The sequence below is a fragment of the Aeromonas dhakensis genome (assembly GCF_000820305.1).
GTDB lineage: Bacteria > Pseudomonadota > Gammaproteobacteria > Enterobacterales > Aeromonadaceae > Aeromonas > Aeromonas dhakensis.
On sequence record NZ_CDBH01000029.1, the window covers coordinates 149,424 to 175,472 of the forward strand.

General features: G+C 62.1%; 22 protein-coding genes. 9 read left to right on the forward strand and 13 right to left on the reverse strand.

Annotated elements, in window-relative coordinates:
* Positions 1-72: 72 nt before the first annotated feature.
* The 4 genes from hslU to argS form a co-directional block, all read right to left on the reverse strand.
* Positions 73-1,401 carry an ATP-dependent protease ATPase subunit HslU gene (gene hslU, locus BN1143_RS06785; RefSeq protein ID WP_005306542.1) on the reverse strand — a complete coding sequence of 443 codons (1,329 nt, stop codon included), beginning with the start codon at positions 1,399-1,401 and terminating at the stop codon, positions 73-75.
* 92 nt (positions 1,402-1,493) lie between these two features.
* A complete protein-coding gene (hslV, locus tag BN1143_RS06790; RefSeq protein ID WP_005306539.1) occupies positions 1,494-2,027 on the reverse strand; it encodes an ATP-dependent protease subunit HslV in 534 nt (177 codons plus the stop codon).
* A 186-nt stretch (positions 2,028-2,213) separates the two neighbouring features.
* Positions 2,214-3,053: an SPOR domain-containing protein gene (locus BN1143_RS06795; RefSeq protein WP_042050091.1), complete on the reverse strand. Its 840-nt coding sequence runs from the start codon at positions 3,051-3,053 to the stop codon at positions 2,214-2,216.
* Between the two features lie 3 nt (positions 3,054-3,056).
* Positions 3,057-4,802: an arginine--tRNA ligase gene (argS, locus tag BN1143_RS06800; RefSeq protein ID WP_042050092.1), complete on the reverse strand. Its 1,746-nt coding sequence runs from the start codon at positions 4,800-4,802 to the stop codon at positions 3,057-3,059.
* 312 nt (positions 4,803-5,114) lie between these two features.
* On the opposite strand from argS, the gene BN1143_RS06805 reads away from it, so the two are divergent.
* From BN1143_RS06805 to BN1143_RS06815, 3 genes are all read left to right on the forward strand, one after another.
* Positions 5,115-5,681 (forward strand): LON peptidase substrate-binding domain-containing protein, encoded by a 567-nt coding sequence (locus BN1143_RS06805; protein WP_042050093.1) that lies wholly within the window; start codon positions 5,115-5,117, stop codon positions 5,679-5,681.
* Positions 5,682-5,814: 133 nt separating this feature from the next.
* Positions 5,815-6,384: a sigma-70 family RNA polymerase sigma factor gene (locus BN1143_RS06810; RefSeq protein WP_005306525.1), complete on the forward strand. Its 570-nt coding sequence runs from the start codon at positions 5,815-5,817 to the stop codon at positions 6,382-6,384.
* Positions 6,377-7,042 carry a ChrR family anti-sigma-E factor gene (locus tag BN1143_RS06815; RefSeq protein WP_042050094.1) on the forward strand — a complete coding sequence of 222 codons (666 nt, stop codon included), beginning with the start codon at positions 6,377-6,379 and terminating at the stop codon, positions 7,040-7,042. Before BN1143_RS06810 ends, BN1143_RS06815 begins: the two co-directional genes overlap by 8 nt.
* A gap of 61 nt (positions 7,043-7,103) precedes the next feature.
* Here BN1143_RS06815 and bacA read toward each other — a convergent pair whose 3' ends face one another.
* The 6 genes from bacA to galE all read right to left on the reverse strand — a co-directional run bounded on the left by bacA (position 7,104) and on the right by galE (position 13,578).
* Positions 7,104-7,919, reverse strand: coding sequence for an undecaprenyl-diphosphate phosphatase (bacA, locus tag BN1143_RS06820; RefSeq protein WP_042050095.1), 816 nt, complete (start codon positions 7,917-7,919; stop codon positions 7,104-7,106).
* 192 nt (positions 7,920-8,111) lie between these two features.
* Positions 8,112-9,122 carry an aldo/keto reductase gene (locus BN1143_RS06825; RefSeq protein ID WP_042050096.1) on the reverse strand — a complete coding sequence of 337 codons (1,011 nt, stop codon included), beginning with the start codon at positions 9,120-9,122 and terminating at the stop codon, positions 8,112-8,114.
* Positions 9,123-9,220: 98 nt separating this feature from the next.
* The gene (gene galM, locus BN1143_RS06830) at positions 9,221-10,213 is read right to left on the reverse strand and encodes a galactose-1-epimerase (RefSeq protein ID WP_042050097.1); all 993 of its coding nucleotides are present in this window, start codon (positions 10,211-10,213) and stop codon (positions 9,221-9,223) included.
* A 52-nt stretch (positions 10,214-10,265) separates the two neighbouring features.
* Positions 10,266-11,414: a galactokinase gene (gene galK, locus BN1143_RS06835; RefSeq protein ID WP_005306510.1), complete on the reverse strand. Its 1,149-nt coding sequence runs from the start codon at positions 11,412-11,414 to the stop codon at positions 10,266-10,268.
* Entirely contained in the window at positions 11,411-12,457 is a 1,047-nt protein-coding gene (locus tag BN1143_RS06840) for a UDP-glucose--hexose-1-phosphate uridylyltransferase (RefSeq protein WP_042050098.1), read from the reverse strand. The genes galK and BN1143_RS06840 overlap by 4 nt, the downstream gene beginning before the upstream one ends.
* Positions 12,458-12,564: 107 nt before the next feature.
* The gene (gene galE / locus BN1143_RS06845; RefSeq protein WP_042050099.1) at positions 12,565-13,578 is read right to left on the reverse strand and encodes a UDP-glucose 4-epimerase GalE; all 1,014 of its coding nucleotides are present in this window, start codon (positions 13,576-13,578) and stop codon (positions 12,565-12,567) included.
* 205 nt (positions 13,579-13,783) lie between these two features.
* On the opposite strand from galE, the gene BN1143_RS06850 reads away from it, so the two are divergent.
* The 6 genes from BN1143_RS06850 to BN1143_RS06875 all read left to right on the forward strand — a co-directional run bounded on the left by BN1143_RS06850 (position 13,784) and on the right by BN1143_RS06875 (position 23,690).
* Positions 13,784-14,788, forward strand: coding sequence for a substrate-binding domain-containing protein (locus BN1143_RS06850; protein ID WP_017764831.1), 1,005 nt, complete (start codon positions 13,784-13,786; stop codon positions 14,786-14,788).
* Positions 14,789-15,006: 218 nt separating this feature from the next.
* A complete protein-coding gene (locus BN1143_RS06855; protein WP_042050100.1) occupies positions 15,007-18,084 on the forward strand; it encodes a beta-galactosidase in 3,078 nt (1,025 codons plus the stop codon).
* Between the two features lie 234 nt (positions 18,085-18,318).
* Positions 18,319-19,305, forward strand: coding sequence for a galactose/glucose ABC transporter substrate-binding protein MglB (gene mglB, locus BN1143_RS06860; RefSeq protein WP_017781207.1), 987 nt, complete (start codon positions 18,319-18,321; stop codon positions 19,303-19,305).
* Positions 19,306-19,357: 52 nt separating this feature from the next.
* The gene (mglA, locus tag BN1143_RS06865; RefSeq protein WP_042050101.1) at positions 19,358-20,878 is read left to right on the forward strand and encodes a galactose/methyl galactoside ABC transporter ATP-binding protein MglA; all 1,521 of its coding nucleotides are present in this window, start codon (positions 19,358-19,360) and stop codon (positions 20,876-20,878) included.
* 16 nt (positions 20,879-20,894) lie between these two features.
* On the forward strand, positions 20,895-21,905 hold the full coding sequence (gene mglC, locus BN1143_RS06870; RefSeq protein ID WP_005306488.1) for a galactose/methyl galactoside ABC transporter permease MglC: 1,011 nt from the start codon (positions 20,895-20,897) through the stop codon (positions 21,903-21,905).
* 51 nt (positions 21,906-21,956) lie between these two features.
* Positions 21,957-23,690, forward strand: coding sequence for a methyl-accepting chemotaxis protein (locus tag BN1143_RS06875; RefSeq protein WP_042050103.1), 1,734 nt, complete (start codon positions 21,957-21,959; stop codon positions 23,688-23,690).
* Positions 23,691-24,291: 601 nt separating this feature from the next.
* Here BN1143_RS06875 and BN1143_RS06880 read toward each other — a convergent pair.
* The 3 genes from BN1143_RS06880 to BN1143_RS21820 all read right to left on the reverse strand — a co-directional run bounded on the left by BN1143_RS06880 (position 24,292) and on the right by BN1143_RS21820 (position 25,584).
* Complete coding sequence (locus BN1143_RS06880) at positions 24,292-24,660, reverse strand: hypothetical protein (protein ID WP_005306483.1); 369 nt, start codon at positions 24,658-24,660, stop codon at positions 24,292-24,294.
* A 1-nt stretch (position 24,661) separates the two neighbouring features.
* Positions 24,662-25,309 (reverse strand): nucleotide-binding protein, encoded by a 648-nt coding sequence (locus tag BN1143_RS06885; protein ID WP_005306480.1) that lies wholly within the window; start codon positions 25,307-25,309, stop codon positions 24,662-24,664.
* A 98-nt stretch (positions 25,310-25,407) separates the two neighbouring features.
* Positions 25,408-25,584, reverse strand: coding sequence for a hypothetical protein (locus tag BN1143_RS21820; protein WP_005306477.1), 177 nt, complete (start codon positions 25,582-25,584; stop codon positions 25,408-25,410).
* Positions 25,585-26,049 lie beyond the last annotated feature (465 nt).

A 26,049-nucleotide genomic window follows, 5' to 3' on the forward strand; every position in this document is an offset into this window, starting at 1 on the left:
ACAGGGGAGGCGTCTTGCTACGGGGTTGAGCAGGATAGTAAACCGCTCGGATCCTCGTCTCCGATCAAGCTGTTACAGGATAAAGCGGCTCAAATCCTCGTCTTCAATCAGCTTGCCGAGGTGGGCGTTGACGTAGTCGGTGTTGATGACGAAGGTCTCGCCGGATTTCTCGGAGGCGTCGTAGGAGATGTCTTCCATCAGGCGCTCCATCACGGTGTGCAGACGGCGGGCGCCGATGTTCTCGGTGCGCTCGTTGACCTGCCAGGCCGCTTCGGCCAGACGGCGGATACCGTCCTGGGTGAACTCGATGTTGACCCCTTCGGTGGCCATCAGCGCCTTGTACTGATCGGTCAGGGAGGCATTCGGCTCTGTCAGGATCCGCTCGAAGTCTTCGGTGGTCAGCGCGGTCAGCTCGACCCGGATCGGCAGACGACCCTGCAGCTCGGGGATGAGGTCGGACGGCTTGGCGATCTGGAAGGCGCCGGAGGCGACGAACAGGATGTGATCGGTCTTGACCATGCCGTGCTTGGTGTTGACGGTGCAGCCTTCGACCAGCGGCAGCAGGTCGCGCTGAACCCCTTCACGGGAAACGTCCGGGCCCGAGCTCTCGCCGCGCTTGCAGATCTTGTCGATCTCGTCGAGGAAGACGATGCCGTTGTTCTCGACCGAGGCGATGGCCTTCTGCTTCAGCTCTTCCGGGTTGACCAGGCGGGCGGCTTCCTCTTCGATCAGCGCCTTCATGGCCTCTTTGACCTTGATCTTGCGCTTCTTCTTCTGGTTCTGGCCCAGGTTCTGGAACAGCCCCTGCAGCTGGTTGGCCATCTCTTCCATGCCCGGCGGGGTCATGATCTCGACGCCCATCGGGGAGGCGGAGAGCTCCAGCTCGATCTCCTTGTCATCCAGCTGACCTTCCCGCAGTTTCTTGCGGAAGATCTGGCGGGTGTTGGAGTTGTCGGCCTTCTCTTCCTCGCCCCAGCTGTTGCGCGGGTTGGGCAGCAGGGCGTCGAGGATGCGCTCTTCGGCGGCCTCTTCGGCGCGGTATTTCATCTTCTCCATCTCGGTCTCGCGCACCAGCTTGATGGCGACATCGGTCAGATCGCGGATGATGCTGTCCACTTCCTTGCCCACATAGCCCACTTCGGTGAACTTGGTCGCTTCGACCTTGATGAAGGGGGCGTTGGCCAGCTTGGCCAGGCGACGGGCGATCTCGGTCTTGCCGACACCGGTCGGACCGATCATCAGGATGTTCTTCGGGGTCACCTCGTGGCGCATCTCCTCGGAGAGCTGCATCCGGCGCCAGCGGTTGCGCAGGGCCACGGCCACCGCACGCTTGGCGTCGGCTTGACCAATGATGTGTCTGTCCAGCTCGTGGACGATTTCTCTCGGGGTCATCTCGGACATGATGGTGTTCCTGTATCCGGGGCGGGCAGGGCCCACCCCTTGGAAAATGGGGTTTGGCTGGCGGCCTTATTTGGCGGCCCTATTTCGCCGACTTATTTGGCTGAATAATCCAGCACTTCGATGGTGTGGTTGCCGTTGGTGAAGACACAGATGTCGCCCGCAATCTTGAGGGACTTCTCGACGATGCTCTTGGCATCCAGCTCGGTGTTCTCCAGCAGGGCGATGGCGGCGGACTGGGCGAAGTTGCCGCCGCTGCCGATGGCGATGAGATCGTGCTCCGGCTGTACCACGTCACCGTTGCCGGTGATGATGAAGGATTTGTGCTCGTCGGCGACGGCCAGCAGCGCCTCGAGGCGGCGCAGGGCGCGATCGGTGCGCCAGTCTTTGGCCAGCGCCACGGCGGCGCGCTCCAGGTTGCCCTGATGAGCCTGCAGTTTGGCCTCGAAGCGCTCGAGCAGGGTGAAGGCGTCGGCGGTGCCGCCGGCAAAACCTGCCAGCACCTTGCCGTTGTAGAGGCGATGAACCTTGCGGGCGTTGCCCTTCATGACGGTGTTGCCAAGAGAAACCTGGCCATCGCCACCGATGACGACCTGACCGTTGCGGCGAACTGAAACTATGGTAGTCACTTTACTTACCTCGCTTGAGCCGAATGACGGCCTGACTGTGCATGGCAAGAGAGATGGGGATGGCAATCCGGCTTTTCAAGCCTGCGCGCTGGCGCGGCCAACGGGGTTGGCTGGGAGTGGTGGCGACTGGCACCAAAAGAAACAGGGCCGGGTGTTGCCACCCGGCCCTGTTTATGGACGCTGCGATCACCCCTTCTTGGGGATGCAGCCGCTGATGCCTGAGCCCTGCAGCTTGCGGTTGGCCGCGTCGGCCGCCGCCTTGCCGCTGAAGGGGCCCACCATCACCTTGTAGACGGCGCCACCGGCCCCGTTGACTACCTGCAGGCTGGAGGAGAGCCCGGCGGTGAAGGCGATGCGCGCCTTGAGGGATTCTGCGGAATCCTGCGAACGCAGGGCGGCGCACTGCATCATGTAGCGCTCGTTGTCGGCCGTTGCAGGCGGGGTCGCCGCCTTGGCCTTGGCGGCCTCGGCCCGTTCCCGCTCCAGTTCGGCGCGCAGCTCCCGCTCCATCCGATCCCGTTCGGCCTTGCGGTCGATTACCTGCTCCTGGGCACTGGCTACCGGCGCACCGGTCGCCGGCTTGGCCGGTTGTACCGGTTGCGGCTTGTAGGGCTGCACCTGGCCGATGGGGGTTCCGGGCTGGGGAATATTGGTCGGCACCGGCTGCGGCAGCTTCTCCGGCTGCAGGGTCATGGTTTCCGCCGGTGGTGGCGGCAGCACGCCCGGCTGGGGCGGCGGCTCGACGATGTCGACCTGCTTGTTCTCCAGCCGTTCGATGTAGCTCCATTTCTCCTGCGGCAGGCCGTTGCTCTGGGCCTTGGGCTTGTTGGCTTTCACCTGCTCCTCAATGGTGGGGGCGTCGTTGCCCTTGCCACTGATCATGTAGAGGAAACCGCCGAACCCCGCCAGCAGCACCCCGGCCAGCAGGGCCGGGATAACAGGAAAGCGGCGAGGTGCCGCTTTCCTGGTGTTGCGACCACCCGCCCGACGTCGCGGGCGGCTGCCGACATAATCCCGGGTCGCCATCTATTACATGCGCTCCAGGGTGTGGATGCCCAGTACGCCCAGGCCCAGCTTGAGGACCTTGGCGGTGGCGGCGCACAGCAGCAGGCGGCTCTGACGGGTCGCCTCGTCCACGCCATCCTTGTTGATCGGGCAGGCTTCGTAGAAGGTCATGAAGTTGCCGGACAGCTCGTACAGATAGGTACAGAGCAGGTGCGGCATGCCCTTGTCCGCCACGCCGTTGACTGCGTCGGAGAACTGGATCAGCTTCTGGGCCAGGGTCTCTTCCGCTTCCTCGCTCAGGACCACCTTGCCACCCAGGGTGTCGGCATCGACGCCGGCCTTGCGGAAGATGGACTGGATACGGGTGTAGGCGTACTGCAGGTAGGGCGCGGTGTTGCCTTCAAAGGAGAGCATCAGATCCCAGTCGAAGATGTAGTCGGTAGTGCGGTTCTTGGAGAGATCCGCATACTTGACCGCACCCATGGCGATGGCGTGCACCACCTGGGCCTTCTCCTCGGCGGAGAGGTCGCTGTTGCGGCTCTCCAGCAGGGCGGCGGCGCGCTCTTCTGCCTCATTCAGCAGATCAACCAGCTTGACGGTACCGCCGGAGCGGGTCTTGTAGGGGCGGCCATCCTTGCCCAGCATCATGCCGAAGGCGTGGTGCTCGAGGGGCACGGATTCCGGCACATAGCCCGCCTTGCGGGTGATGGTCCAGGCCTGCATCAGGTGCTGGTGCTGACGGGAGTCGATGAAGTACATCACCCGGTCGGCGCCCAGGGTCTCGTAACGATACTTGGCACAGGCGATGTCGGTGGTGGTGTAGAGGAAGCCGCCATCGCTCTTCTGGATGATGACGCCCATGGGCTCGCCATCCTTGTTCTTGAACTCGTCCAGAAAGACGACGGTGGCGCCTTCACTCTCGACCGCCAGGCCGCGCGCTTTCAGATCGGCGACGATTTCCGGCAGCATGTCGTTGTACATGGACTCGCCCATGATGTCCTTGTTGGTCAGGGAGACATTCAGGCGGTCGTAGTTGCGCTGGTTCTGCTCCATGGTCATGTCGACCAGCTTCTTCCACATGGTGCGGCAGTACTCATCACCACCCTGCAGCTTGACCACGTAGTTGCGCGCGCGCTCGGCGAACGCTTCGTCTTCGTCGTAGTGACGCTTGGCCTGGGTGTAGAAGGCTTCCAGATCGCGCAGCTCCATGTCGGAGGCGTGCTCGTTGGCCATCTTCTCCAGATAGGCGATCAGCATGCCGAACTGGGTACCCCAGTCGCCGATGTGGTTGGCACGCACCACCTTGTGGCCGAGGAACTCGAGGGCGCGGGCAGCCACGTCACCGAGGACTGTGCTGCGGATGTGATGCACCGCCATCTCCTTGGCCACGTTGGGGGCGGAGTAGTCCACCACCACGGTCTGCGGGGTTGGCAGTTTCACGTTGGCGTTGGCTGAGGTCACCATGTCCTCTACCTGACCAGCCAGCCAGCTGGGGTCGAAGAAGAAGTTGATGAAGCCGGGGCCGGCGATCTCGACCTTGACGATCAGATCGGAGGCGGGCAGGTGCTCGATGATGGCAGCGGCCAGCTCACGGGGATTCTTGCGGGCCGGTTTGGCCAGCAGCATGGCCAGGTTGGTGGCCAGGTCACCGTGAGCCTTCTCCTTGCATCGGTCTACTTGCACGCGGGCTTCCAGGTCCGCCGGCAGGATGCCCGCTGACTTGAGATTGGCTACCGTTTGTTCAAGTAGATGATGAATATGCTCTTTCATAACTGACCACCAAGGTTGCGCGTCGAAAAATGACTGATATATAAGGGCGTGAATTTTACCCGCATCGGCCCGAGAAAACTATAGGGATGACCCGCCGCTCGCAGTCGGGCGGATATTTCACTGCATTTGGCACCAGATACCAGAATATTGGACGGAAATTACGGTGCTTATCCATTTCTACTGCATATTGAAGCGGCTTGTCCAGGCTATTTTCCCCTGATTGTTAAGGGTTTTTTATTCCAACTCGTTCTGAATGATCTGCCCCGCCGCTCCGGTCGTATCAACAGGTACCTTTTACCGAGGAATCTGTCGATGAAACTGGCGCTGTTTCCCCTCTCGGCCCACCTGCTGCCCGGTGGCATCATGCCGCTGCGCATCTTCGAGCCCAGATATCAGCGCATGATCGCCGAGGCGGGAGAGCAGGGGTTTGCTATCTGCATGCTGGATCCCCGCCAGCCCGATGCGCTGCGCAACATGTACCCCATCGCCACCCGGGTACGGATCGTCGACTTCGATCAACTGCAGGACGGTCTGCTCGGCATCACAGTGCTCGGCATGGAGCGGGTCAGGATCACCGATCTGTGGCAGGAGTCGGACGGCTTGCGGGTCGGGGAGGTGGAGGTGCTCCCCCCCTGGCGCACCGGCCGGCTCAATGCCGACCAGCACTCGCTGGCCAGGGCGCTGCAGGAGGTGTTCAACGACTACCCGGAATATGCGGCCCTCTACCGCAACCCCGACTGGGACGATGCCAGCTGGGTGGCCCAGCGCTGGCTGGAGGTGCTGCCCATTCCGGTGGAGCAGAAGCAGTGGCTGGTGGCGGCGGAAGACAACCAGCCGGCGCTCTCCCTGCTGAGCGGATTGCTGGTCGCCAGCCACTGAGCCGTTTTTGATGGCCGCGCCGGTGATCCTTTTGCCGCGTCGCACGTATTGGCACTCACCACCCTCTTCAAGGCATGGCGCAATGGCATATACTGGCCAATCACAATCGACTCCGTACAGGATATCGCCCCCCATGGATGACCCAGCCGGCGATCTCAAGTCCCTGCTCGTCAGGGTTGCCGAACATGGCGACAAGGTCGCCTTTGCCACCCTGTTCCAGCACTTCGCGCCGCGCATCCGCAGCTATGGGCTGCGCCACCTCGGCAGCGAGGCCAATGCCATGGAGCTGGTGCAGGAGACCATGCTGCTGGTCTGGCAGAAGGCCCGTCTCTACCACCCCGACAAGGGAGCCGCCACCACCTGGATCTACACCGTCATGCGCAACCAGGGCTTCGACATGCTGCGCCGGCGCCGCGCCAGCAAGGAAGATCTCTGCGCCGAGGAGCTGTGGCCCATGCTGGAGTACAGGGCGGAAGAGGAGCACCTGAGCGGCGGCGAAGACGCGGTGCTGACCCGCCAGATGGCCCACTACCTCGGCACCCTGCCGGAACCGCAGCAGCAGGTGGTGCGCGGCATCTACCTGCAGGAGCTCTCCCAGCAGGAGCTGGCGGACCGGCTCGGTGTGCCGCTCGGCACCATCAAATCCCGCCTCAGACTGGCGTTACAGAAATTGAAGGAACAAGTGGAGCAAGGCCATGATTAAAGCCCATCCCGTTCAGGCCATGTTGCGCGCCTTTGCCGCCGACGAACTGCCCCTGCCGCTGGCCGTCGGCGTCTCTGCCCACTGCGAGCTCTGCCCCGACTGTGCGGCCCGGCTGCGGGCCTGCGAAGAGGAGCTGGCCCGGCAATACCTGACCCCGGCTGAAGAGTGCGAGCCACTGCCGGCAGAGTTCGATGCCATGCTGGCCGGCATACTGCAACAGCCGGTGGCCACTGTGGCCGCAGTGACCCAGTCGGCGGTGGCCCAACCCGAGCTGCAGGTGGCGGGCCAGTCGTATCGGTTGCCGAGGGTACTGGCCCGTCACCACGCCCCCAACTGGCGCCACATCGGCGCCATCCGGCAGGTGAGCCTGCCGCTCGACGAGCAGGGGGCCCGTGCCAGCCTGCTGCACATAGAGGCGGGTGGCCGCATCCCTGAGCACACCCACAAGGGTTATGAGCTGACCCTGTTGCTGGCTGGCACCATCGAAGATGGCGACACCCGCTATCAGGCGGGGGACTTCATCTGGCGCGATGCCAGCCACGCCCACAGTCCGCACACGCCGGACGGCTGCCTCTGCTACACGGTGCAGGACGCGCCGGTGCAGTTCACCAAGGGGTTGTCGCGGCTGCTGAACGGCATCAGCCATCGCCTCTACTGAGCCATGGCGACAATAAAAAAGGGACCCTCGAGGTCCCTTTTTGCATGGTGTCGCGGCCGGATCAGGCGACGAACACCAGATAGACGGCGAAGGCCACCACGAAGCGGTAGATGGCGAACGGGATGAAGTCGAGGCGACGGATCAGCGCCAGGAAAGTCTTGATGGCGATCATGGCCACCACGAAGGCGGTGACGAAACCCACCGCGAACATGGGGAAGTCGGCCATGGAGAGGAAGTCGCGACTCTTGTAGAGATCCAGTCCGCTGGCCGCCACCATCATGGGCACCGCCAGGATGAAGGAGAACTCGGCCGCCGCCTGACGGCTGATCCCCATCAGCATGCCGCCGCTGATGGTGGCGCCGGAGCGGGAGAAGCCAGGCCAGAGTGCCAGGCACTGGAACAGGCCGATACCGAACGCCTGCTTGTAGCTGATGTCGTCCAGGGTTTCGGAGCATACCGCCGGGCGAAACTTCTCGGCGATGATCAGCAGGATGCCGCCGGCCACCAGGGCGTACATCACGGTCTGCGGGCCGAACAGATGGGCCTTGATCCAGCTGTGGATGGCGAGGCCGATGACGACGGCGGGCAGCATGCCGAGGATGATGTGCACCAGCGAGAGGGTGGCGTGTCCCTGCGCCGGCTTCTGGCCGAAGTGGATGCCGATGAGGCCAAACAGGCGGCGCCAGAACACGGCGACCACCGCCAGGATGGAGCCCATCTGGATCACCACTTCGAAGGTGGCAGCCTTGGGGCCGTCGAAGCCAAGCAGGTGGCCGACGATGATCATGTGGCCGGTGGAGGAGACGGGGAGGAACTCGGTCAGGCCCTCCACTATGCCCAGCACGAAGGCGACAAACAGGGCGTAAGACTCTGTCATGTTTCAGATCTCTTGATTATTGGTCCGGTTGAAGTCGGCCCCGAGCCGAGCCGGGGGCGACCAATGATGGAGGAAAATAGGGCGGGCAACCAGTGAATATTGTGTTGGCGCCAGGCCCCGCCAGCGGGATCGACGGCGAGGTCATTGGTTTTCATTCGGACTCGCATGGCGTTCTGCGCTCAGCGCCCCCGATCAGGCGGGACCCTGACCGGCCAGGATCCCCTCGATTTGCTGCAGCAGCGCCGCATCCAGCGGGGGCTGGGCCTGGGCCTCCACCGCGCTGACAATCTGCTGCGGGCTGCTGGCTCCGAGCAGGGCGCAGCTCACCACAGAGTCGCGCAGGACCCACTGCAGCGCCAGTTGTGACAGCGGCTGGCCCCGTTGCTGCGCCAGCGCTTGCAGGGCGCGGATGGTGGCCAGCTTGTCGGCGGTGATCTGCTCGGGCTTGAGAAAGGGGCTGGCACTGGCGGCGCGCGAATCTGCCGGAATGCCCGCCAGGTAGCGATCGCTCAGCAGTCCGCCCGCCAGCGGGGAGAAGGCGACCACCCCCATGCCGTGCTCGCGGCAGACCGGCAGGGTTTCAGCCTCGATGTCGCGCTGGAACAGGGAGTATTTGAGCTGGTTGACCAGACAGGGGGTGCCCAGCTCCGCCAGCCGGGCGGCGGCCTGCGCAGCGAGCGGGGCCGGGTAGTTGGAGAGGCCGACGTAGAGCGCCTTGCCCTGACGCACCATCAGCGCCAGCGCCTGGCAGGTCTCCTCCAGCGGGGTGCGCGGATCCGGCCTGTGGTGATAGAAGATGTCCACATAGTCGAGGCCGAGCCGGCGCAGGCTCTGGTGCAGGCTGGCAAACAGATATTTGGCGCTGCCGCCGTCGCCGTAGGGGCCATCCCACATGATGTATCCCGCCTTGCTGGCGATGATGAGCTCGTCTCGATAGGGAGCCAGGCTCCTCTTGAGCAGCTTGCCGAAGGTGATCTCGGCCGACCCCGGCGGCGGCCCGTAGTTGTTGGCCAGATCGAAGTGGGTGATACCCAGATCGAACGCCTGGTGCACCATGGCTTTCGCGGTGGCGGGATCGCACTCGGCGCCGAAGTTGTGCCAGAGGCCGAGAGCTATGCCGGGCAGGCGCAGACCGTGGCGACCGGCGGGTCGATAGGGCTGGCGCTGGTAGCGGTCGGGGGCGGCGAGGTAGTGATCATCCATAACGACTCCTTGCGTGGACTTGTGTGCGAGCGGATGTGATGGGTGACCCCGAGCCCTCTTCGCTCGGCATGTCTGCGCGGGAGAAGAGGGGGCCGGGGTCAGCTGGCAGCGATAAAGCGGTAACGGGTCTGATGGCGATAGGTCTGCCCCGGCAACAGCCAGGGATCGCCCAGCTCGGGCCGGTTGGGGCTGTCCGGCAGCTGCTGGGCCTCCAGACAGAAGCCGGCGTGATCCCGATGGAGCCGGCCATCGCGTGCCGGTGTATTGGCCAGCCAGTTGCCGCTGTAGAACTGCAGCGAAGGCTGGTTGGTGTAGACCTCCATCGCCAGCTGACGATCCCCCGAGACCACCCGCGCCGCCCACTCGGCGCTCGGCCCGTTGAGCACAAAGGCGTGATCGTACCCCTTGGCCTGTTGCTGCTGGGGGTGGCTCAGCCAATCTTGTCCGATCAGGCGTTCGCGGCGCAGATCGAACGGCCCCTCCACCGGTGTGATCGCGAGCGGCAGACCGCTTTGGTCGGTGGGCAGGAAACGGTCGGCGTTGAGGTGGATGAGGTGGTCGCGCACATCGCCACCGTCCGGGTTGTCGTCGAGATTGAAGTAGGTGTGGCTGGTGAGGCTGACCGGGGTCGCGGCATCCGTGCTGGCGACGCAATCCACCACCAGATCGCACTGCTCCAGCCGGTACTCCAGCATGACCCGCAGGTTGCCGGGAAAGCCCTGATCCCCGCTACGGGAGAGCAGGGTCAGTCTGACCCGGTCCGCCTCCCGCTCCTTGATCTGCCAGTGCTGGCGATGAAACCCCGCCCGTCCGCCGTGCAGGCAGTGAGGGGGCTGGTTGGCATCCAGCGGCCAGCGCTGGCCGTCGCGCAGCAGCTCGGCGTTGCCGATGCGGTTGGCAAAGCGCCCCGCCACCGCCCCCAGCCACACCTGTTGAGCGGGATAGGCCTCATCGGCGCAGCCCAGCAGCACTTCACGGCGCCCACCCGCCACCGGCAGGGTGAGGGAGGTGAGGGTGGCGCCGAAGTCGAGGCCGCGCAGGCGCAGCCCCTCCTCGTTTTCCAGTTCGAACGGGATCATGGCGTCGTTCATAGTCTGCCTGCACCTGTGTTGCCGATCCGGCAGGCCTGCATCATACATGGGCTCATAGTTTTCCCGCCCCCGCGCTGGCGCGGCAGACGTAGCTGTCGGCCTTGAGGCCGAAGCGGGCCGGGTACTCGGCATCGACCGCGGCGATCACCTCGGCCACCTTCTCCGGGCGCAACAGGGCGACCACGCAGCCACCAAAGCCGCCACCAGTCATCCGCACGCCGCCCTCGGTACCGATCCTGGCCTTGATGATCTCCACCAGACCGTCGATGGCGGGCACGGTGATTTCGAAGTCGTCGCGCATGGCGGCGTGGGAGTCGGCCATCAGCTCGCCGAGGCGCACCAGATCCCCCTGCGCCAACGCATCGGCAGCGGCCAGGGTGCGGCTGTTGTCACCCACCACGTGACGGGCACGGCGATAGCAGACCTCGTCCAGCCCGGCCTTGCCCGCTTCCAGCGCCGCCAGATCGAGATCGCGCAGCGCCTTGACCCCGTAGTGACGAGCGGCTGCTTCGCACTGCTGACGACGGGTGTTGTATTCGCTGTCCACCAGGCCGCGACGGACGTTGGAGTTGACGATCAGCACCGCCAGATCGGTGGGCATGGGGATGAGGCGGGTCTCCAGCGAACGGCAGTCGAGCAGCAGGGCGTGATCCTGTTTGCCGCTGGCGGAGATCATCTGGTCCATGATGCCGCAGTTGCAGCCGACGAACTGGTTCTCCGCCTGCTGGCCGTTGAGGGCAATCTCGGCCTGGCTGATGGTGAGCCCCAGCGCCTCCTTGAAGGCCTGGCCGATGGCCACCTCCAGCGAGGCGGAAGAGGAGAGGCCGGCCCCCTGCGGCACGTTGCCGGAGACCACCAGATTGAGGCCGCGCAGGGGATAGCCGCGCTCCTGCAGGTACTTCACCACCCCGCGGATGTAGTCGCTCCAGCGCTGGTCGGCATGATGATTGATGGGCTGGCCGAGATCGAACAGGTCGCGCTGGTTGCCGTAGTCGGCGGCGACCACGTGCACCAGGCTGTCATCGCGCAGGCCGATGGCGACGCAGGTCTCGTAGTCGATGGCGCAGGGCAGCACGAAGCCGTCGTTGTAGTCGGTGTGCTCGCCGATGAGGTTGACGCGGCCGGGGGCCCGCACCAGCAGGTCGGGTTGTTGCTCAAACTGCTCGGCAAAGACGGCGCTGACGCGCTGGCTCGGGGTCATGGGGTCACCTCATTGGCTTTGTAATGAACGGGGGAAAGGGTACGCAGGCGCTCCGCGGCTTGCTCCGGGGTCAGGTCGCGCTGGGTCTCGGCCAGCATCTCGAAGCCCACCATGAATTTGCGCACCGTGGCGGAGCGCAGCAGGGGCGGATAGAAGTGGGCATGCAGTTGCCACGCCTCTGGGCAGTCGGAGCGGGGCGGCGCAAAGTGCCAGCCCATGGAGTAGGGAAAGCTGCACTCGAACAGGTTGTCGTAACGGCTGGTGAGCTCCTTGAGCGCGATGGCCAGATCCTGCTGCAGCTCGGGGGTGAGGTCGAGCAGAGAGGGGACATGGCGCTTGGGCAGCAGCAGGGTTTCGAACGGCCAGGCCGCCCAGAAGGGCACTACCGCCAGCCAGTGTTCGGTCTCCACCACGATGCGGGAGCGATCCAGCAGCTCCCGCTCCACGTAGTCGACCAGCAGCGGGCGGCCGTGCTCCGCCAGCCAGGCGCGCTGGTGCTGCTCTTCGCGGGCAATTTCATTGGGCAGGAAGTCGCTGCCCCACAGCTGACCGTGGGGATGCGGGTTGGAGCAGCCCATGACGGCGCCCTTGTTTTCAAACACCTGCACCCACTCCCACTGGGCCGACAGCTCGGTCACCTGCTCCATCCAGGTGGTGATCACCTGCTCGATGGCGGGCAGGGGTAGCTCGGGCAGGGTTTTGCCGTGATCCGGCGAGAAGCAGATGACCCGGCTGGTGCCACGGGCGGCTTCCAGCTTGAGCAGGGGATCCTGCTCGCCACTGGCGGCCGGGGTGTCCTGCATCAGGGCAGCGAAGTCGTTGGTAAAGACGAAGGTATCCCGATAGTCGGGATTCTGGTCACCGGTGACGCGCTTGTTGCCGGCACAGAGGAAGCAGTCGGGGTCATGGGCCTGGCTCGGTGCCTGGCTCACCTTCTCGACCTGGCCCTGCCAGGGGCGCTTGGCTCTATGAGGGGAGACCAGCACGTATTGGCCGGTCAGCGGGTTGAAACGACGGTGGGGGTGATCAACCGGGTTGAACATCATCACTCCTCAAGCTCAATAAAAGGAATTGCGGGCAGGGATGAGGGCGGGTGCGCCCCTCATCTGTGGCCCTTCCCCCACAACGGGAGAAGGGAGCAAAACGGACATCACGCCTCGTACCCCTGCGGGTTGGCGGATTGCCAGCGCCAGCTGTCGGCGCACATGGCGGCCAGATCCCGCCGGGCACGCCAGCCCAGCTCGCGCTCGGCCCTGGCGGGATCGGCCCAGCATTCGGCGATGTCGCCCGGGCGTCTTGGCTCGATGCGGTAGGGCAAGGGGCGACTGCTGGCCGCCTCGAACGCCGCCACCATCTGCAGAACGCTCTGGCCCTGGCCCGTACCCAGGTTGTAGACGTGCACGCCACCCTTGCTGGCGCAGTGCTGCAACGCCTTGACGTGCCCCTCGGCCAGATCCATCACGTGGATGTAGTCGCGCACGCCGGTGCCGTCGACGGTGGGGTAATCGTTACCAAAGACCGAGAGGCAGTCGCGCCGGCCGATGGCGACCTGGGTCAAAAACGGCATCAGGTTGTTGGGGATCCCCTGGGGATCTTCCCCCATGGTGCCCGACTCGTGGGCACCGACCGGGTTGAAGTAGCGCAGCAGGGTCATGCTCCAGTGCGGCTCAGCCCGCTGCAGATCCTCGAGGATCTCTTCGATGATCAGCTTGGATCGGCCGTAGGGGTTGGTGGCACTGCGCGGGAAATCTTCCCGGATGGGCGTGCTGGCCGGGTCACCGTAGACGGTGGCCGACGAGCTGAACACCAGGTTGTGGACGCCGGCCCGCTTCATCGCCTGCAGCAATACCAGGGTGCCGCTCAGGTTGTTCTCGTAGTAGTCGAGGGGGATGCGGGTGGACTCGCCGACCGCCTTGAGGGCGGCGAAGTGGATCACGGCATCGATCTTTTGCTCGCTGAAGATGCGATCCAGCAGGAGCGGGTCACGGATGTCCCCCCGATAGAAGCGGGGCTCGCGTCCGCTGATGGCAGCGATACGGGTCAGCACGCCCGCCTTGCTGTTGCAGAGGTTGTCCACCACCACGGGCTCCATGCCGGCCGCCTGCAGTGCCAGGCAGGTATGGCTGCCGATGTAACCGCAGCCGCCGGTGACCAGTACTTTCATCCTCATCTCCACGCTCAGAAAAAGCCTGTGAAGGAGTCTAGCCGAGGGGCTGGCGGGCAAACTGTGAACTGGCTAACAAATATGTGTAAACGATTACACTTGTTTGGGTGGTCATCATTTCAGCAATATGGTTTTTCCCCCTGTTATCAGTGACATTGCTCGGTATAATGGCCTAGTCCCGAACCGTGAAATAAGTGAAAACAGCATGAGTACCATCAAGGATGTCGCCCGTTTGGCCAACGTATCGGTGGCAACGGTTTCACGGGTGATGAACAACTCACCCAAGGCCAGCGCCGCCTCCCGCGAGGTGGTGCTGAAAGCCATGGCCGAACTGGGCTACACCCCCAATGCCAACGCACGGGCGCTGGTCAGCCAGACCTGCGACACCATGGGAGTGCTGGTGGGCGATGTGGCGGATCCCTTCTTCGGCGCCCTGGTCAAGGGGGTCGCCGCGGTGGCGGTGGAACAGGGGCTGCACCTGCTGATGGGTAATGGTTTTCACACGGCACGGCAGGAGCGCGAATCCATCGAGCTGCTGATCGGCAAGCGCTGCGAGGCGCTGGTGGTGCACAGCAAGGCGCTAAGCGACGAGGAGCTGATCGACTACGCTCTGCGGGTACCCGGCATGGTGCTGATCAACCGCGACATCCCGGCACTCAAAGGGCGCTGCATCGCCCTCAACAACCGGCAGGGGGCCGCCACGGCGACCCGGCATCTGCTGGAGCTGGGCCACCGTCACATCGCCTTCCTGAGCTCCGATCACGCCATCGAGGATGCCATCCTGCGGCTGCAGGGCTATCAGGATGCGCTGGCCGAGGCGGGCGTGCGCGCCGACCCCGAGCTGGTGGAGAGCGGCATGCCCAACGAGGAGGGTGGCGAGCGGGCCATGCTCAACCTGCTGGCCAAGGGGCTGCCCATCACGGCCGTGGTGGCCTACAACGATGCCATGGCGGCGGGGGCCATCTCGGTGCTGGCGGACAACGGCCTCAAGGTGCCGGAGGAGGTGTCGGTGGTGGGTTTCGATGACATCATCTATGCCAGATACCTGCGCCCCAAACTCTCCACCATGCGCTACCCGGTTGAACTGATGGCAGCCCAGGCGGCCAAGCTGGCCCTGCAGCTGGCTGCGGGGGAAAGCGAGGTGGTACAGAGCCGCATTTACACCCCGACTCTGATCAACCGCCACTCGGTGGCGCCCGTTCGAAGCTGATCCCTTTCATTTACCTCCGTTTATCGCTCCGGATCGCCGTTTTTGAGGCGCTCGATCCGGAGCCTTGGTCTTTTACCTGCATTTAGCGCATTTTTACCCTGTTTTACTTAACAAATTCAGTGTAATCGTTTACATCTGTGTGAGCGGGATCGCCGATCACCGGGCAAATCTCCCCTACACTGCATACGTTTTCGGCGTTCATGCAGGGAGAGAGACGAATGCTCAGGGAGATAGTGGCCCGTCAGGACTGGCAGACCCAGGCGATTACCGCAGTGAATCGGTTGCCCGCCCATACCCCCTTGTTCAGCTGGCGCAACGAAGCAGCTGCGCGGGATGATCACGCCTCGCCATCGCGCACCCTGCTGGATGGGGAATGGCGCTTCTCCTTCTTCGCGGCGCCCGAGCGGGTGCCGGAGCAGTGGCTGGCGCAGGATCTGCCGGATGCCTGTCCCATCCAGGTGCCGGGCAACTGGCAGCTGGATGCGGCCTACCCAGGGTTGCGGCCTGTCACCGACGTGCCCATCTACACCAACATCAAGTATCCCTTCCCGTGCGATCCACCGCGGGTGCCGGCCGAGAATCCCACCGGCTGCTATTCCCGCGAGTTCAGCGTGCCAGCCGACTGGCTTGCCAGCGGTCAGACCCGGATCATCTTCGACGGGGTGGACAGCGCTTTTCACCTCTTCTGCAACGGTCGCTGGGTCGGTTACTCCCAGGACAGCCGGCTGCCTGCCGAATTTGACCTGACCTCTTTCCTCTGCCGTGGTGACAACCGGTTGGCAGTGCTGGTGCTGCGCTGGTCCGACGGCTCCTATCTGGAAGATCAGGACATGTGGCGCATGAGCGGCATCTTCCGCTCCGTCAGCCTGCTGCACAAACCGGCTCGTCATCTGATGGATATCCGGGTAACGCCCGAGCTCGACGCCTGCTACCGGGATGCCCGCCTCAAGATCGCATTGCAGGTAGCCAATGCGGCTGGCCTCTCGGTAGAAGCCAATCTCTATGACGGCGGCGAGCGGGTGGCGACCCTGTGCCAGCCGATCGGCACGCAAGCCATTGACGAGAAAGGGGCGTATGACGATCGTGCCGAGTGCTGGCTCGAGGTGGCGACCCCGCGCAAATGGAGCGCCGAGACCCCCCACCTTTATCGCCTCATCCTGACCCTGCTGGACGAGCAGGGGGAACCCATCGAGAGCGAAGCCTGTGACGTGGGCTTTCGGGCGGTGGAGATCCGTGGCGGCCTGCTGCGGGTCAACGGTCAGCCGCTGCTGATCCGTGGCGCCAACCGCCACGAGCATCACCCCGCAACGGGGCACGTGGTGACCCCCGCCGCCATCGAGCAGGATCTGCTCTTGATGAAGCAGCACAACTTCAACGCGGTGCGCTGCTCCCACTACCCCAATCACCCCGAGCTTTATCGGCTGTGCGACCGGCTCGGCCTCTATGTGGTGGACGAGGCGAACCTGGAGACCCACGGGATGACTCCCATGGGGCGGCTGGCGCGGGATCCCGCCTGGAGCAACGCCTTCCTGGAGCGGGTGACCCGCATGGTGGCCCGCGACTTCAACCACCCCAGCATCATCATCTGGTCCCTTGGCAACGAGTCGGGTTACGGCCCGGCCCACGATGCCATGTATGGCTGGGTCAAGCAGTCGGATCCGAGCCGCCCGGTGCAATACGAAGGGGGTGGGGCCGATACGCCGGCCACCGACATCATTTGCCCCATGTATGCCCGCACCCATCAGGATCAACCCTTCCCGGCGGTGCCCAAGTGGGCGCTGGCCAAGTGGATCGGCCTGCCGGGGGAGAGCCGCCCGCTGATCCTGTGTGAATACGCCCACGCAATGGGCAACAGCCTGGGGGGCTATGCCCACTACTGGCAGGCATTTCGCGATCATCCGCGGTTGCAGGGTGGCTTCGTCTGGGATTGGGTCGATCAGGGATTGGACAAGCTGACCGATGACGGCCGCCACTTCTGGGCCTATGGCGGTGATTTCGGCGATACCCCGAATGATCGCCAGTTCTGCTGCAACGGTCTGGTTTTCCCCGACCGTACCCCCCATCCCGCCCTGTTTGAGGCAAAACGTGCCCAGCAGCCGTTCGTGCTGACCTTGCAACACCGCCAGCCGCTGACGGTCGAGATCCGCAGCGAGTACCTGTTTCGCGAGACGGATAACGAGCGGCTGCAGTGGCGGCTGTGTGAAGACGGCGTGGTGGTGAGCCAGGGTGAATGCCCACTCACCCTGGCGCCGCAGGGGAGTGTGACGCTGACCCTGCTGGAGCGGTTGCCGACCTTTGCGCCGGGGGCGCTCGCCTGGCTGGACCTCGCCATCGTGCAGCCCGCCGCCACGCCCTGGTCAGCGGCCGGTCACGTGGTGGCGCGCCAGCAATGCATGTTGCCCGCGCCGCTGGCGCTGCCCATCGCCCGCACACCGGCCACCTTTATCGAGCTGGCGGATGGCTGGCAGATCCGGGCGGCCAATAGCGAGTGGCGGCTGGACAAGGCCAGCGGCCGCATCCACAGCTGGCACAAGCTGGGGCGCGAGCAGCTGAAGGAGGCCATCGCCGATCACTTCTATCGGGCGCCGCTCGATAACGACATCGGCACCAGCGAGGCGGACCACGCCGATCCCAACGCCTGGATCGCCCGCTGGCAGGCGGCCGGGCTCAATGAGTTGCAGCATCGCTGCCTCGAGCTGGTAGTGAGTCCTGACCAAGGGGTTGTGACGGTGCGTCACGGCTACTTCGTCGGCGAGGCGCTCAAGCTGCTGACTTGCTGGCGCCACACCTTCGATCAGGATGGGGCCATGCACCTCGCCATCGAGGTGGAGGTGGCAGCCGAGATGCCCTCCCTGCCGCGCATCGGCGCCCGGCTCTGGCTGGCCGACGAGGTGCTGGCGGTAGGGGAGGAGGTGAGCTGGCTGGGGCGTGGTCCGCACGAGAACTATCCGGATCGCCTGCTGGCTGCCGACCTCGGTCGCTGGCAGTCGCCGCTCGATGCGCTGCACACCGCGTATGTGTTCCCGACCGACAACGGGCTGCACTGTGACACCCGTCAGCTGCGATTCGGCTCCATCGAGGTCGAGGGGTTGTTTCATTTCAGCCTGAGCCGTTTCAGCCAGCAGCAGCTGACCCAGGCTCGTCACCAGACCGATCTGGTGGCCGCAGGCGGGCTCCATCTCTGTCTGGATGGTTTTCATATGGGGATTGGGGGCGATGACTCCTGGAGCCAGAGCGTACGACCGGAATATTGGCTGCAACCAGGCAGCTACTATTGGAACTGTGTTCTACGCTGAACCTGAGCGATTGCTTAACAAGAAAGAGTCCCGTTCAGAGCCTTAGTGTCACCAGTTAAACATAACTATATGATTTTTAATTGATTTGTTGCTATGTAACAGAGTGTAAACGTTTTCATTTTGTTGTCATGATCACAGAACGACATACAACAAACTGATTACATTAGGCTGGCGCCAGTTCACTTGGTGTACAGCATTCCCTACAAAAACAGATAGAGAGATCGGAGCATAACAATGAAAAAGATCACGACCATTGCCGCCGTACTGATGAGCCTGATGGCAGGAGCCACCGCCCATGCCGAAACCCGTATCGGGGTGACCGTCTACAAATACGACGACAACTTCATGGCGGTAGTGCGCAAGGCAATCGAGAAGGAAGCGGCTGCCAATCCGGGGGTGGAGCTGCTGATGAACGACTCCCAGAATGACCAGTCCAAGCAGAACGACCAGATCGACGTGCTGCTGGCCAAGGGGGTGAAGGCGCTGGCCATCAACCTGGTTGACCCGGCGGCGGCCCCGGTCGTGATCGAGAAAGCCCGTGGCGAGGACGTGCCCGTGGTGTTCTACAACAAGGAGCCCAATGCCGCCGATCTGGCCAGCTATGACAAGGCCTACTACGTGGGTACCGATTCCAAGGAGTCTGGCATCATCCAGGGTCAGCTGATCGCCAAGCACTGGAAAGCCAACCCGGCCTGGGATCTCAACAAGGATGGCGTCATCCAGTACGTGCTGCTGAAGGGCGAGCCGGGTCACCCGGATGCCGAAGCCCGTACCACCTACGTCATCAAGACCCTGAACGATGGCGGCATCAAGACAGAGCAGCTGCACATGGATACCGGTATGTGGGATACCGCCATGGCCAAGGACAAGATGGACGCCTGGATCTCCGGCCCGAACGCCAACAAGATCGAAGTGGTCATCGCCAACAACGATGGCATGGCGATGGGCGCCGTGGAGTCGCTGAAGGCTCAGGGCAAGACCGCCATCCCGGTGTTCGGCGTGGACGCACTGCCTGAAGCGCTGGCGCTGGTCAAAAGCGGTGCCATGGCCGGTACCGTGCTGAACGATGCCGCCAACCAGGCCAAGGCAACCTACGAGCTGACCAAGAACCTGGCTGAAGGCAAACCGGCTGGTGAAGGCACCAGCTGGAACATCGTCAACAAGGTCGTGCGTGTTCCCTACGTCGGCGTAGATGCAGACAACCTGTCCAAATTCGAATAATTCCCTCCTCCAGGGCAAGGGAGATCCCTTGCCCTTTTTTCAACCAGATGTGATGGCTGATATGACAACACAGCAACAATCAGAATGGCTGTTGGAGATGATTGGCGTCAGTAAGAGCTTTCCTGGCGTCAAGGCACTCGATAATGTCAATTTACGGGTCCGTCCTCATTCTGTGCATGCGTTGATGGGCGAGAACGGGGCAGGAAAATCGACGCTGCTCAAGTGCTTGTTCGGCATTTACGAGAAGGATGAGGGCAAGATCTTCTTCAAGGGGCAGGAGATCAACTTCACCTCCTCCAAGGAGGCGCTGGAGAACGGTGTCTCCATGGTGCATCAGGAGCTGAACCTGGTATTGCAGCGCTCCGTGATGGACAACATGTGGCTCGGCCGCTATCCCACCAAGGGGCTGTTCGTCGACCACGGCAAGATGTATCAGGACACCAAGCATATCTTCGACGAGCTGGACATCGACATCGACCCGCGGGTCAAGGTCGGTACCCTCTCCGTCTCCCAGATGCAGATGATCGAGATCGCCAAGGCGTTCTCCTATGACGCCAAGATCGTCATCATGGACGAGCCCACCTCCTCGCTGACCGAGAAAGAGGTGAGCCACCTCTTCAAGATCATCAACAAGCTCAAGGAGAAGGGCTGCGGCATCGTCTACATCTCCCACAAGATGGAAGAGATCTTCCAGCTGTGTGACGAGATCACCATATTGCGGGATGGCCAGTGGGTGGCGACCCAGCCGCTCAAGGGCATGACCATGGATCAGATCATCGGCATGATGGTCGGTCGTGAGTTGACCCAGCGCTTCCCGGAGAAGACCAACCAGCCGAAAGAGGTGATCCTCGAAGTCGAGCACCTGACGGCGAAGAACCAACCCTCCATCCAGGACATCACCTTCAACCTGCACAAGGGGGAGATCCTCGGCATCGCCGGACTGGTGGGGGCCAAGCGTACCGACATCGTCGAGACCCTGTTCGGCATCCGCGACCGCAGCGAGGGTTCCATCAAGCTGCACGGCAAAGAGGTGGCCAACCACAACGCCCACGAGGCGATCCGCAACGGTTTTGCACTGGTGACCGAGGAGCGTCGCTCCACCGGCATCTATTCGCGCCTCGACATCGCCTTCAACTCCCTGATCGCCAACATGGACAACTACAAGGGCTCCATGGGGCTGCTCAGTGACAACAAGATGAAGAGCGACACCCAGTGGGTCATCGACTCCATGCGGGTCAAGACGCCGACCCAGCAGACCCAGATCGGCTCCCTCTCCGGGGGCAACCAGCAGAAGGTGATCATCGGCCGCTGGCTGCTGACCCAGCCGGAGATCCTGATGCTGGACGAACCGACCCGCGGCATCGACGTGGGGGCCAAGTTCGAGATCTATCAGCTCATCCTGGAGCTGGCGAAGAAGGACAAGGGCATCATCATCATCTCGTCGGAAATGCCCGAACTGCTCGGCATCACGGATCGCATCATGGTGATGAGCAATGGCCGGGTCGCCGGGATCGTCAATACCAAAGAAACTGACCAGAGCGAGATACTGCGCCTGGCATCTCTGTACCTCTAGAGACAGGAAGACATTTATGGAGTCGGCTAAAAATTTCAATCTGATGCGGGCACTCAAGGAGAACGGCATCTACGTGGTGCTGCTGGTGCTGCTCATGATCATCGTGATCAAGGAACCCTCCTTCCTGAGTCTCACCAACTTCAGCAACATCCTGACCCAGTCTTCGGTGCGGGTCATTATCGCGCTCGGGGTGGCTGGCATCATCATCACCCAGGGGACGGATCTCTCGGCCGGTCGTCAGGTCGGCTTGGCGGCGCTTATCGCGGCGACCATGCTGCAGGCGCTGACCAACGTCAACAAGGTGTTCCCAAGCCTGGGCGAGGTGCCCATCCCGGTGGTGATCCTGCTGGTGTGCGCAGTGGGGGCCCTGATTGGCCTGGTCAACGGCCTCATCGTGGCCTATCTGAACGTCACCCCGTTCATTACCACCCTGGGCACCATGATCATCGTCTACGGCATCAACTCCCTCTACTTTGACTCGGTAGGGGCTTCGCCGGTGGCCGGTTTTGACCCCCGTTTCTCCAGTTTCGCGCAGGGGTTCATCAAGCTGGGTGGCTTCAAGCTATCCTATCTGACCTTCTACGCCGCCATCGCCAGCGTGTTCGTCTGGGTACTGTGGAACAAGACCCGCTTTGGCAAGAACATCTTCGCCATCGGCGGCAACCCGGAAGCGGCCAAGGTCTCCGGTGTCAACGTGGCGGTCAATCTGGTGATGATCTATGCGCTGGCGGGGGTCTTCTACGCCTTCGGCGGTATGCTGGAAGCGGGCCGGATCGGCAGCGCCACCAACAACCTGGGCTTCATGTACGAGCTCGATGCCATCGCCGCCTGCGTGGTGGGCGGGGTGTCGTTTGCGGGTGGCGTGGGTACGGTTGCAGGGGTGATCACCGGCGTGCTCATCTTCACGTTGATCAACTATGGTTTGACCTATATCGGCGTCAGCCCTTATTGGCAGTTCATCATCAAGGGCGGCATCATCATTCTGGCGGTGGCACTGGACTCCATGAAGTACGCCAAGAAGAAATAACGATTGGCAGGGAGGGCTGGCAGTGTCAGCCCTCTCTTCTGGAGGGATCCCATGCCATTCAAGGTCAAGATTTACGTTCTGTTGCTGCTGGCCATCCTGGTCACCATCGGTACCGCCTGGTTCAGCGTCAATCACTTCATCAGCGCCTACATCCGCACCCAGGCGACCAAGAACATCAACGAACAGATCTCCCTGGTCAAAGAGAAGCTGGCCGGCGACATCAATCATAAAATCCTGCTGGCAGCCAACCTCAACTTCGGGGTGACCAACGTCAAGAAGACGCTGGAAGAGACTGGCTTTCACAACATCGTCAAGGTGATCGGCGACATGGCGTTCGACGTGAGCGGCGTCATCAACGACAGCAGTAAGGTCGATGCCCTGCGCAAACTTATCCCAGCCGCCAACAACCAGATCACCGTCAGTCCGCTGCAGCAGGTGGATGGCAAGCCCGTCATCTCGATTCTGGTGCCGCGCGGTGCCGACTCTGCCTACCTTTATTACCTCGACATGAGCGAGTTCAAGAACCTGCTGGCCAGCGTCAGTGGCGAGGGGCGCTACTTCTCGTTGGCCGATGGCCAGGGCAATGAGCTCTACAGCAGCAAGCCGCAGGGAGAGAGCGAAGCGCGCCCCAATTCGCTGGATATTCGCGGCAGCAGCTGGATCCTGACCGGCTACATAGATCTCGATTACATCCGCACCATGACCCAGGCACTCAACGGCCAGATCATCATGGCGCTGCTCGGGGTGGCCGTGGTGGTGATGGTGCTCGCCGTGCTGGCGCTCAATGTGGCCTATCGTCCGATTCTCTCGCTGCGGGACCTGGTGCTGGAGCTCTCCCGTGGCAGCGGCGACCTGACCCGTCGGCTGGCGGTAACCAGCACCGATGACCTTGGCCAGATTTCAGCCGGTATCAACCGCTTTATCGAGCGGCTGCAGGAGATGATGAACGAGGTACGGCAGGCCAGCGGCCAGCTCAACAGCGGTATCGAGGGTCTGGCCAGCCAGACCGGAGCCGCCCAGTCCCTGCTGGCGGATCACGTGCGGGAGACCGAGCTGGTGGTGACCGCCATCAACGAGATGAGTCGCACCGCAGTCTCTGTCTCGGAGAGCGCGGCCAGCACGGCCCAACTCACCGGCCAGAGCCAGCAACTGGCGAGCCAGTCCCGTCAGGTGGTCGATCAGGCCATGGCCAGCGTGATGGCGCTGGTGCATGAGGTGGAAGCCACTGCCCGCTCCATCGAGGCGATGCAGCAGGATGTGCAGCAGATTGGCTCGGTGCTCGGGGTCATCGGCAGCATAGCCGAGCAGACCAACCTGCTGGCCCTCAACGCCGCCATCGAGGCAGCCCGTGCTGGCGAGCAGGGGCGCGGTTTTGCGGTGGTGGCCGACGAGGTGCGTTCACTCGCCGCCCGTACCCAGCAGAGTACGGCGGAGATCCAGACCATGCTGGCCAGCCTGCAGCAGGGGACCCGGACCGTGGTGAATGCCATGAGCAATACCAAGCAGAGTTGTCAGGGCGCCGCCGAGAACACCACTCGGGTCAACGAGTCACTGGATCTGATGGCGGGCGAGGTAGTGGAGATCAACGATCTCATCAGCCATATCGCCACGGCTGCGGAGCAGCAGAGCGCGGTAGCCGAGGAGATCAATCGCAACATGAGCGCCATTGCCGAGGTGATCCGCCAGCTGACCCACAACGGCGAGGCGACGGTGGCCAGTGCCGGCTCGATGCAGCAGACCTATGACAGGCTGCGGGAGATTGTGGGGCACTTCCGGCTGGAATGAGCAGATAGAAAGGTAGGCCGGGGTAAAAATGGCCAAAAAAGATGGGGGCGACTTGCGTCGCCCCCGATAGTCTTATCGCTCATATCCTTGAACGAAGTTGCTCCCTGCAATCCCTGACTATACCTCTTCCTTTAGGTTTCCCCTTCCCAATCCTTTGGGGTGTCCTTTAGCCATCATGGCCTGACGAGTCATCCATTCCCGTCGCACTTTCTCCGTCCTGGGAGGTGTCCTTTACCACATCCTGTGGTGAGTCCATTTGCCCAACCCTGGCAGCCAGTCTTCCTGACCGACTTCATTGCGTCCGTGCAGGAGTAACTATAAGGATTTCATGGGGCGGGACAACGGCAGAGTGAAAAACGTTTTTACGTATCTCGTTACGAAGGAAACTTGTTTCAATATTTATCCTTTAATTTCATTGGTATAGGTGTTTTTTGTTCATGTTTTACGATCTTATCTTCCGACTATCGCGGGATCTTTTATGGCGCTTTACCTACATCGTCTATGGCGAATGTCTTACACTTTGTTCAACTGTGATTCAGAAAGGGGGAGGCGAGCAGATAAGAGCCTGCTGGCAACGAAGCATGGCTGGAGGAAGATAGCGTCAGTTGTGTGCCTGCAGCCGCTCATAGATGGTCTGGCGTTCTTCCGGGCTCAGGGAGGAGAAGTAGTGGGTAAACAACCGCAGCAGCAGGGACTTGTTCATGCCGTCCTGCTGGGTCAGGTTGCCAAGCTCATCGATGGCTGTGGTGCTGAGCGAGAAGGTGGCTTTCTTGAAGCTGGGTTTGAGATGTTCACCGCTCTCGATGAAGGCGAGTGCGGTCAGAGCCTCGTCCCGATGCAGAGTCAGCTCCAGGCTGACGACCTTGGGCTTGCCCTTGGCATAAAAATCCGCGTCCTCGATGAACTCGTCTATGGTGAACTTCTTCTGGTGATGCAGATTGTGTTTCTTCTTCAGGTCGGCAAGTCCCATCTCATACCCCCAGCTCCAGAAACTCCTTGGCGATGGCGCGGATCTCTTCGGCAGACTTGCCATCCGGCTCTATCTCCATCACCGACAATCCCTTCTCCTCGCTGTCGTCGTAGACGTTGCGGCCATAGGTGATGGAATTGAGCACGTCGACACCGAAGGAAGAGCAGACCTCCTTGGCTTCCAGTATCCGCTTCGCCTGGTTGGGCAGGGCGGGGCATTGGGTCAGTACTACGGCAGCCCGCAAGGTCGGGTTGACCATCTTGCAGGTGGTGATGAGGTCTTCCATGTGCGGCAGAGTCTTGAGATCGCGACGCTTGGGACGCAGCGGGATCAGGGCATGGGTGGCGACGGCCATGGTGGAACGCAGTGCCCGGTTGTCCTGGCCGCCACAGTCGACGATCAGGTAGTCATAGCGGTTCTTCAGGCTGAGCAGATCGTTGCGGATGTTGCCGTAGAGCTGGACGCAGTTTATCTGGGGCAGATCCGGATTGTCGTTGCGCTCCTGGATCCAGTCCGAGGTGGTGCGCTGCGGATCGCAGTCCACCAACAGTACTTCGCCGTGAAACTGGGTTCTGAGGTAGACCGCCAGATTCTGGGCCAGACAACTCTTGCCGCTCCCTCCTTTCTCACCACCGACCAGCAGGATCATGACCGTCTCCTATCCCTATGAAAAACAGCTGCATTGAGTATAGGAGGGGGTTGGGCCATGACAAGCCAGGAGGAGAAGACCTCCTCCCGGGGTTTCGCTCAGTAGTGCTGACTGCCGCCGTGCCACTGACACACGTAGGCGGGTACCAGCATCTGGGGGGCCTGATCGACATGGCACACCACCAATGGCATGGCAGGGGCACCCTCCGCATGGACCAGTGCCGGGGTCATGGGCAGCAGCAGGGCAGAAAGCAGCAGCAGTGACTTCATCTTCATGGCTATCTCCTTGGTGACATAACAGGTGTGATCCTGATCACTTTCTGAGTTAAGCCGAGCCGGCTTGTGACGCAAGCTGCTGAAATAAATTCAACTAATGAAAAAAGTTTGAAAAAGCCCCAGTGCCGGCCAGTTGAAAATTGGCCGGCCAAGATGCGCAATTCGTGCATATCCATATAAGAGGTGAAGAGGCAACACTGCCTGTAGTCTGGCCCGGCAAGCGGAACAGACGCGATGCCATGATCTGGAACAACAAACAGATTATTCAGCGCGGAGCCTGGCCGTGACTTTTTATTTGCTGCGAGCACCTCGTAAAGAGCGCGGAAAATTCAAATATCTGCATATAAAATTCACTCTGTGTTTGTTGTGTTTTTATCTTCATGAAATTAAAGGTTTTTTGTTTTTGCGTTTATCCCTTTGTAGATATTTTGCGTGAATGAAACAAGGTAAAATATGAAATATGTG

Excerpts from the sequence above, each read along its gene's own strand:
- bacA (WP_042050095.1), bottom strand. The coding sequence starts at position 7,919 with ATGACAGAGTCTTACGCCCTGTTTGTCGCCTTCGTGCTGGGCATAGTG.
- BN1143_RS21820 (WP_005306477.1), bottom strand. The coding sequence starts at position 25,584 with ATGAAGATGAAGTCACTGCTGCTGCTTTCTGCCCTGCTGCTGCCCATG.
- BN1143_RS06880 (WP_005306483.1), bottom strand. The coding sequence starts at position 24,660 with ATGGGACTTGCCGACCTGAAGAAGAAACACAATCTGCATCACCAGAAG.
- mglB (WP_017781207.1), top strand. The coding sequence starts at position 18,319 with ATGAAAAAGATCACGACCATTGCCGCCGTACTGATGAGCCTGATGGCA.
- galM (WP_042050097.1), bottom strand. The coding sequence starts at position 10,213 with ATGAACGACGCCATGATCCCGTTCGAACTGGAAAACGAGGAGGGGCTG.
- BN1143_RS06850 (WP_017764831.1), top strand. The coding sequence starts at position 13,784 with ATGAGTACCATCAAGGATGTCGCCCGTTTGGCCAACGTATCGGTGGCA.
- galK (WP_005306510.1), bottom strand. The coding sequence starts at position 11,414 with ATGACCCCGAGCCAGCGCGTCAGCGCCGTCTTTGCCGAGCAGTTTGAG.
- hslU (WP_005306542.1), bottom strand. The coding sequence starts at position 1,401 with ATGTCCGAGATGACCCCGAGAGAAATCGTCCACGAGCTGGACAGACAC.
- BN1143_RS06855 (WP_042050100.1), top strand. The coding sequence starts at position 15,007 with ATGCTCAGGGAGATAGTGGCCCGTCAGGACTGGCAGACCCAGGCGATT.
- BN1143_RS06810 (WP_005306525.1), top strand. The coding sequence starts at position 5,815 with ATGGATGACCCAGCCGGCGATCTCAAGTCCCTGCTCGTCAGGGTTGCC.
- BN1143_RS06795 (WP_042050091.1), bottom strand. The coding sequence starts at position 3,053 with ATGGCGACCCGGGATTATGTCGGCAGCCGCCCGCGACGTCGGGCGGGT.
- BN1143_RS06805 (WP_042050093.1), top strand. The coding sequence starts at position 5,115 with ATGAAACTGGCGCTGTTTCCCCTCTCGGCCCACCTGCTGCCCGGTGGC.
- argS (WP_042050092.1), bottom strand. The coding sequence starts at position 4,802 with ATGAAAGAGCATATTCATCATCTACTTGAACAAACGGTAGCCAATCTC.
- galE (WP_042050099.1), bottom strand. The coding sequence starts at position 13,578 with ATGAAAGTACTGGTCACCGGCGGCTGCGGTTACATCGGCAGCCATACC.
- BN1143_RS06825 (WP_042050096.1), bottom strand. The coding sequence starts at position 9,122 with ATGGATGATCACTACCTCGCCGCCCCCGACCGCTACCAGCGCCAGCCC.
- BN1143_RS06815 (WP_042050094.1), top strand. The coding sequence starts at position 6,377 with ATGATTAAAGCCCATCCCGTTCAGGCCATGTTGCGCGCCTTTGCCGCC.
- BN1143_RS06840 (WP_042050098.1), bottom strand. The coding sequence starts at position 12,457 with ATGTTCAACCCGGTTGATCACCCCCACCGTCGTTTCAACCCGCTGACC.
- mglA (WP_042050101.1), top strand. The coding sequence starts at position 19,358 with ATGGCTGATATGACAACACAGCAACAATCAGAATGGCTGTTGGAGATG.
- mglC (WP_005306488.1), top strand. The coding sequence starts at position 20,895 with ATGGAGTCGGCTAAAAATTTCAATCTGATGCGGGCACTCAAGGAGAAC.
- BN1143_RS06885 (WP_005306480.1), bottom strand. The coding sequence starts at position 25,309 with ATGATCCTGCTGGTCGGTGGTGAGAAAGGAGGGAGCGGCAAGAGTTGT.
- BN1143_RS06875 (WP_042050103.1), top strand. The coding sequence starts at position 21,957 with ATGCCATTCAAGGTCAAGATTTACGTTCTGTTGCTGCTGGCCATCCTG.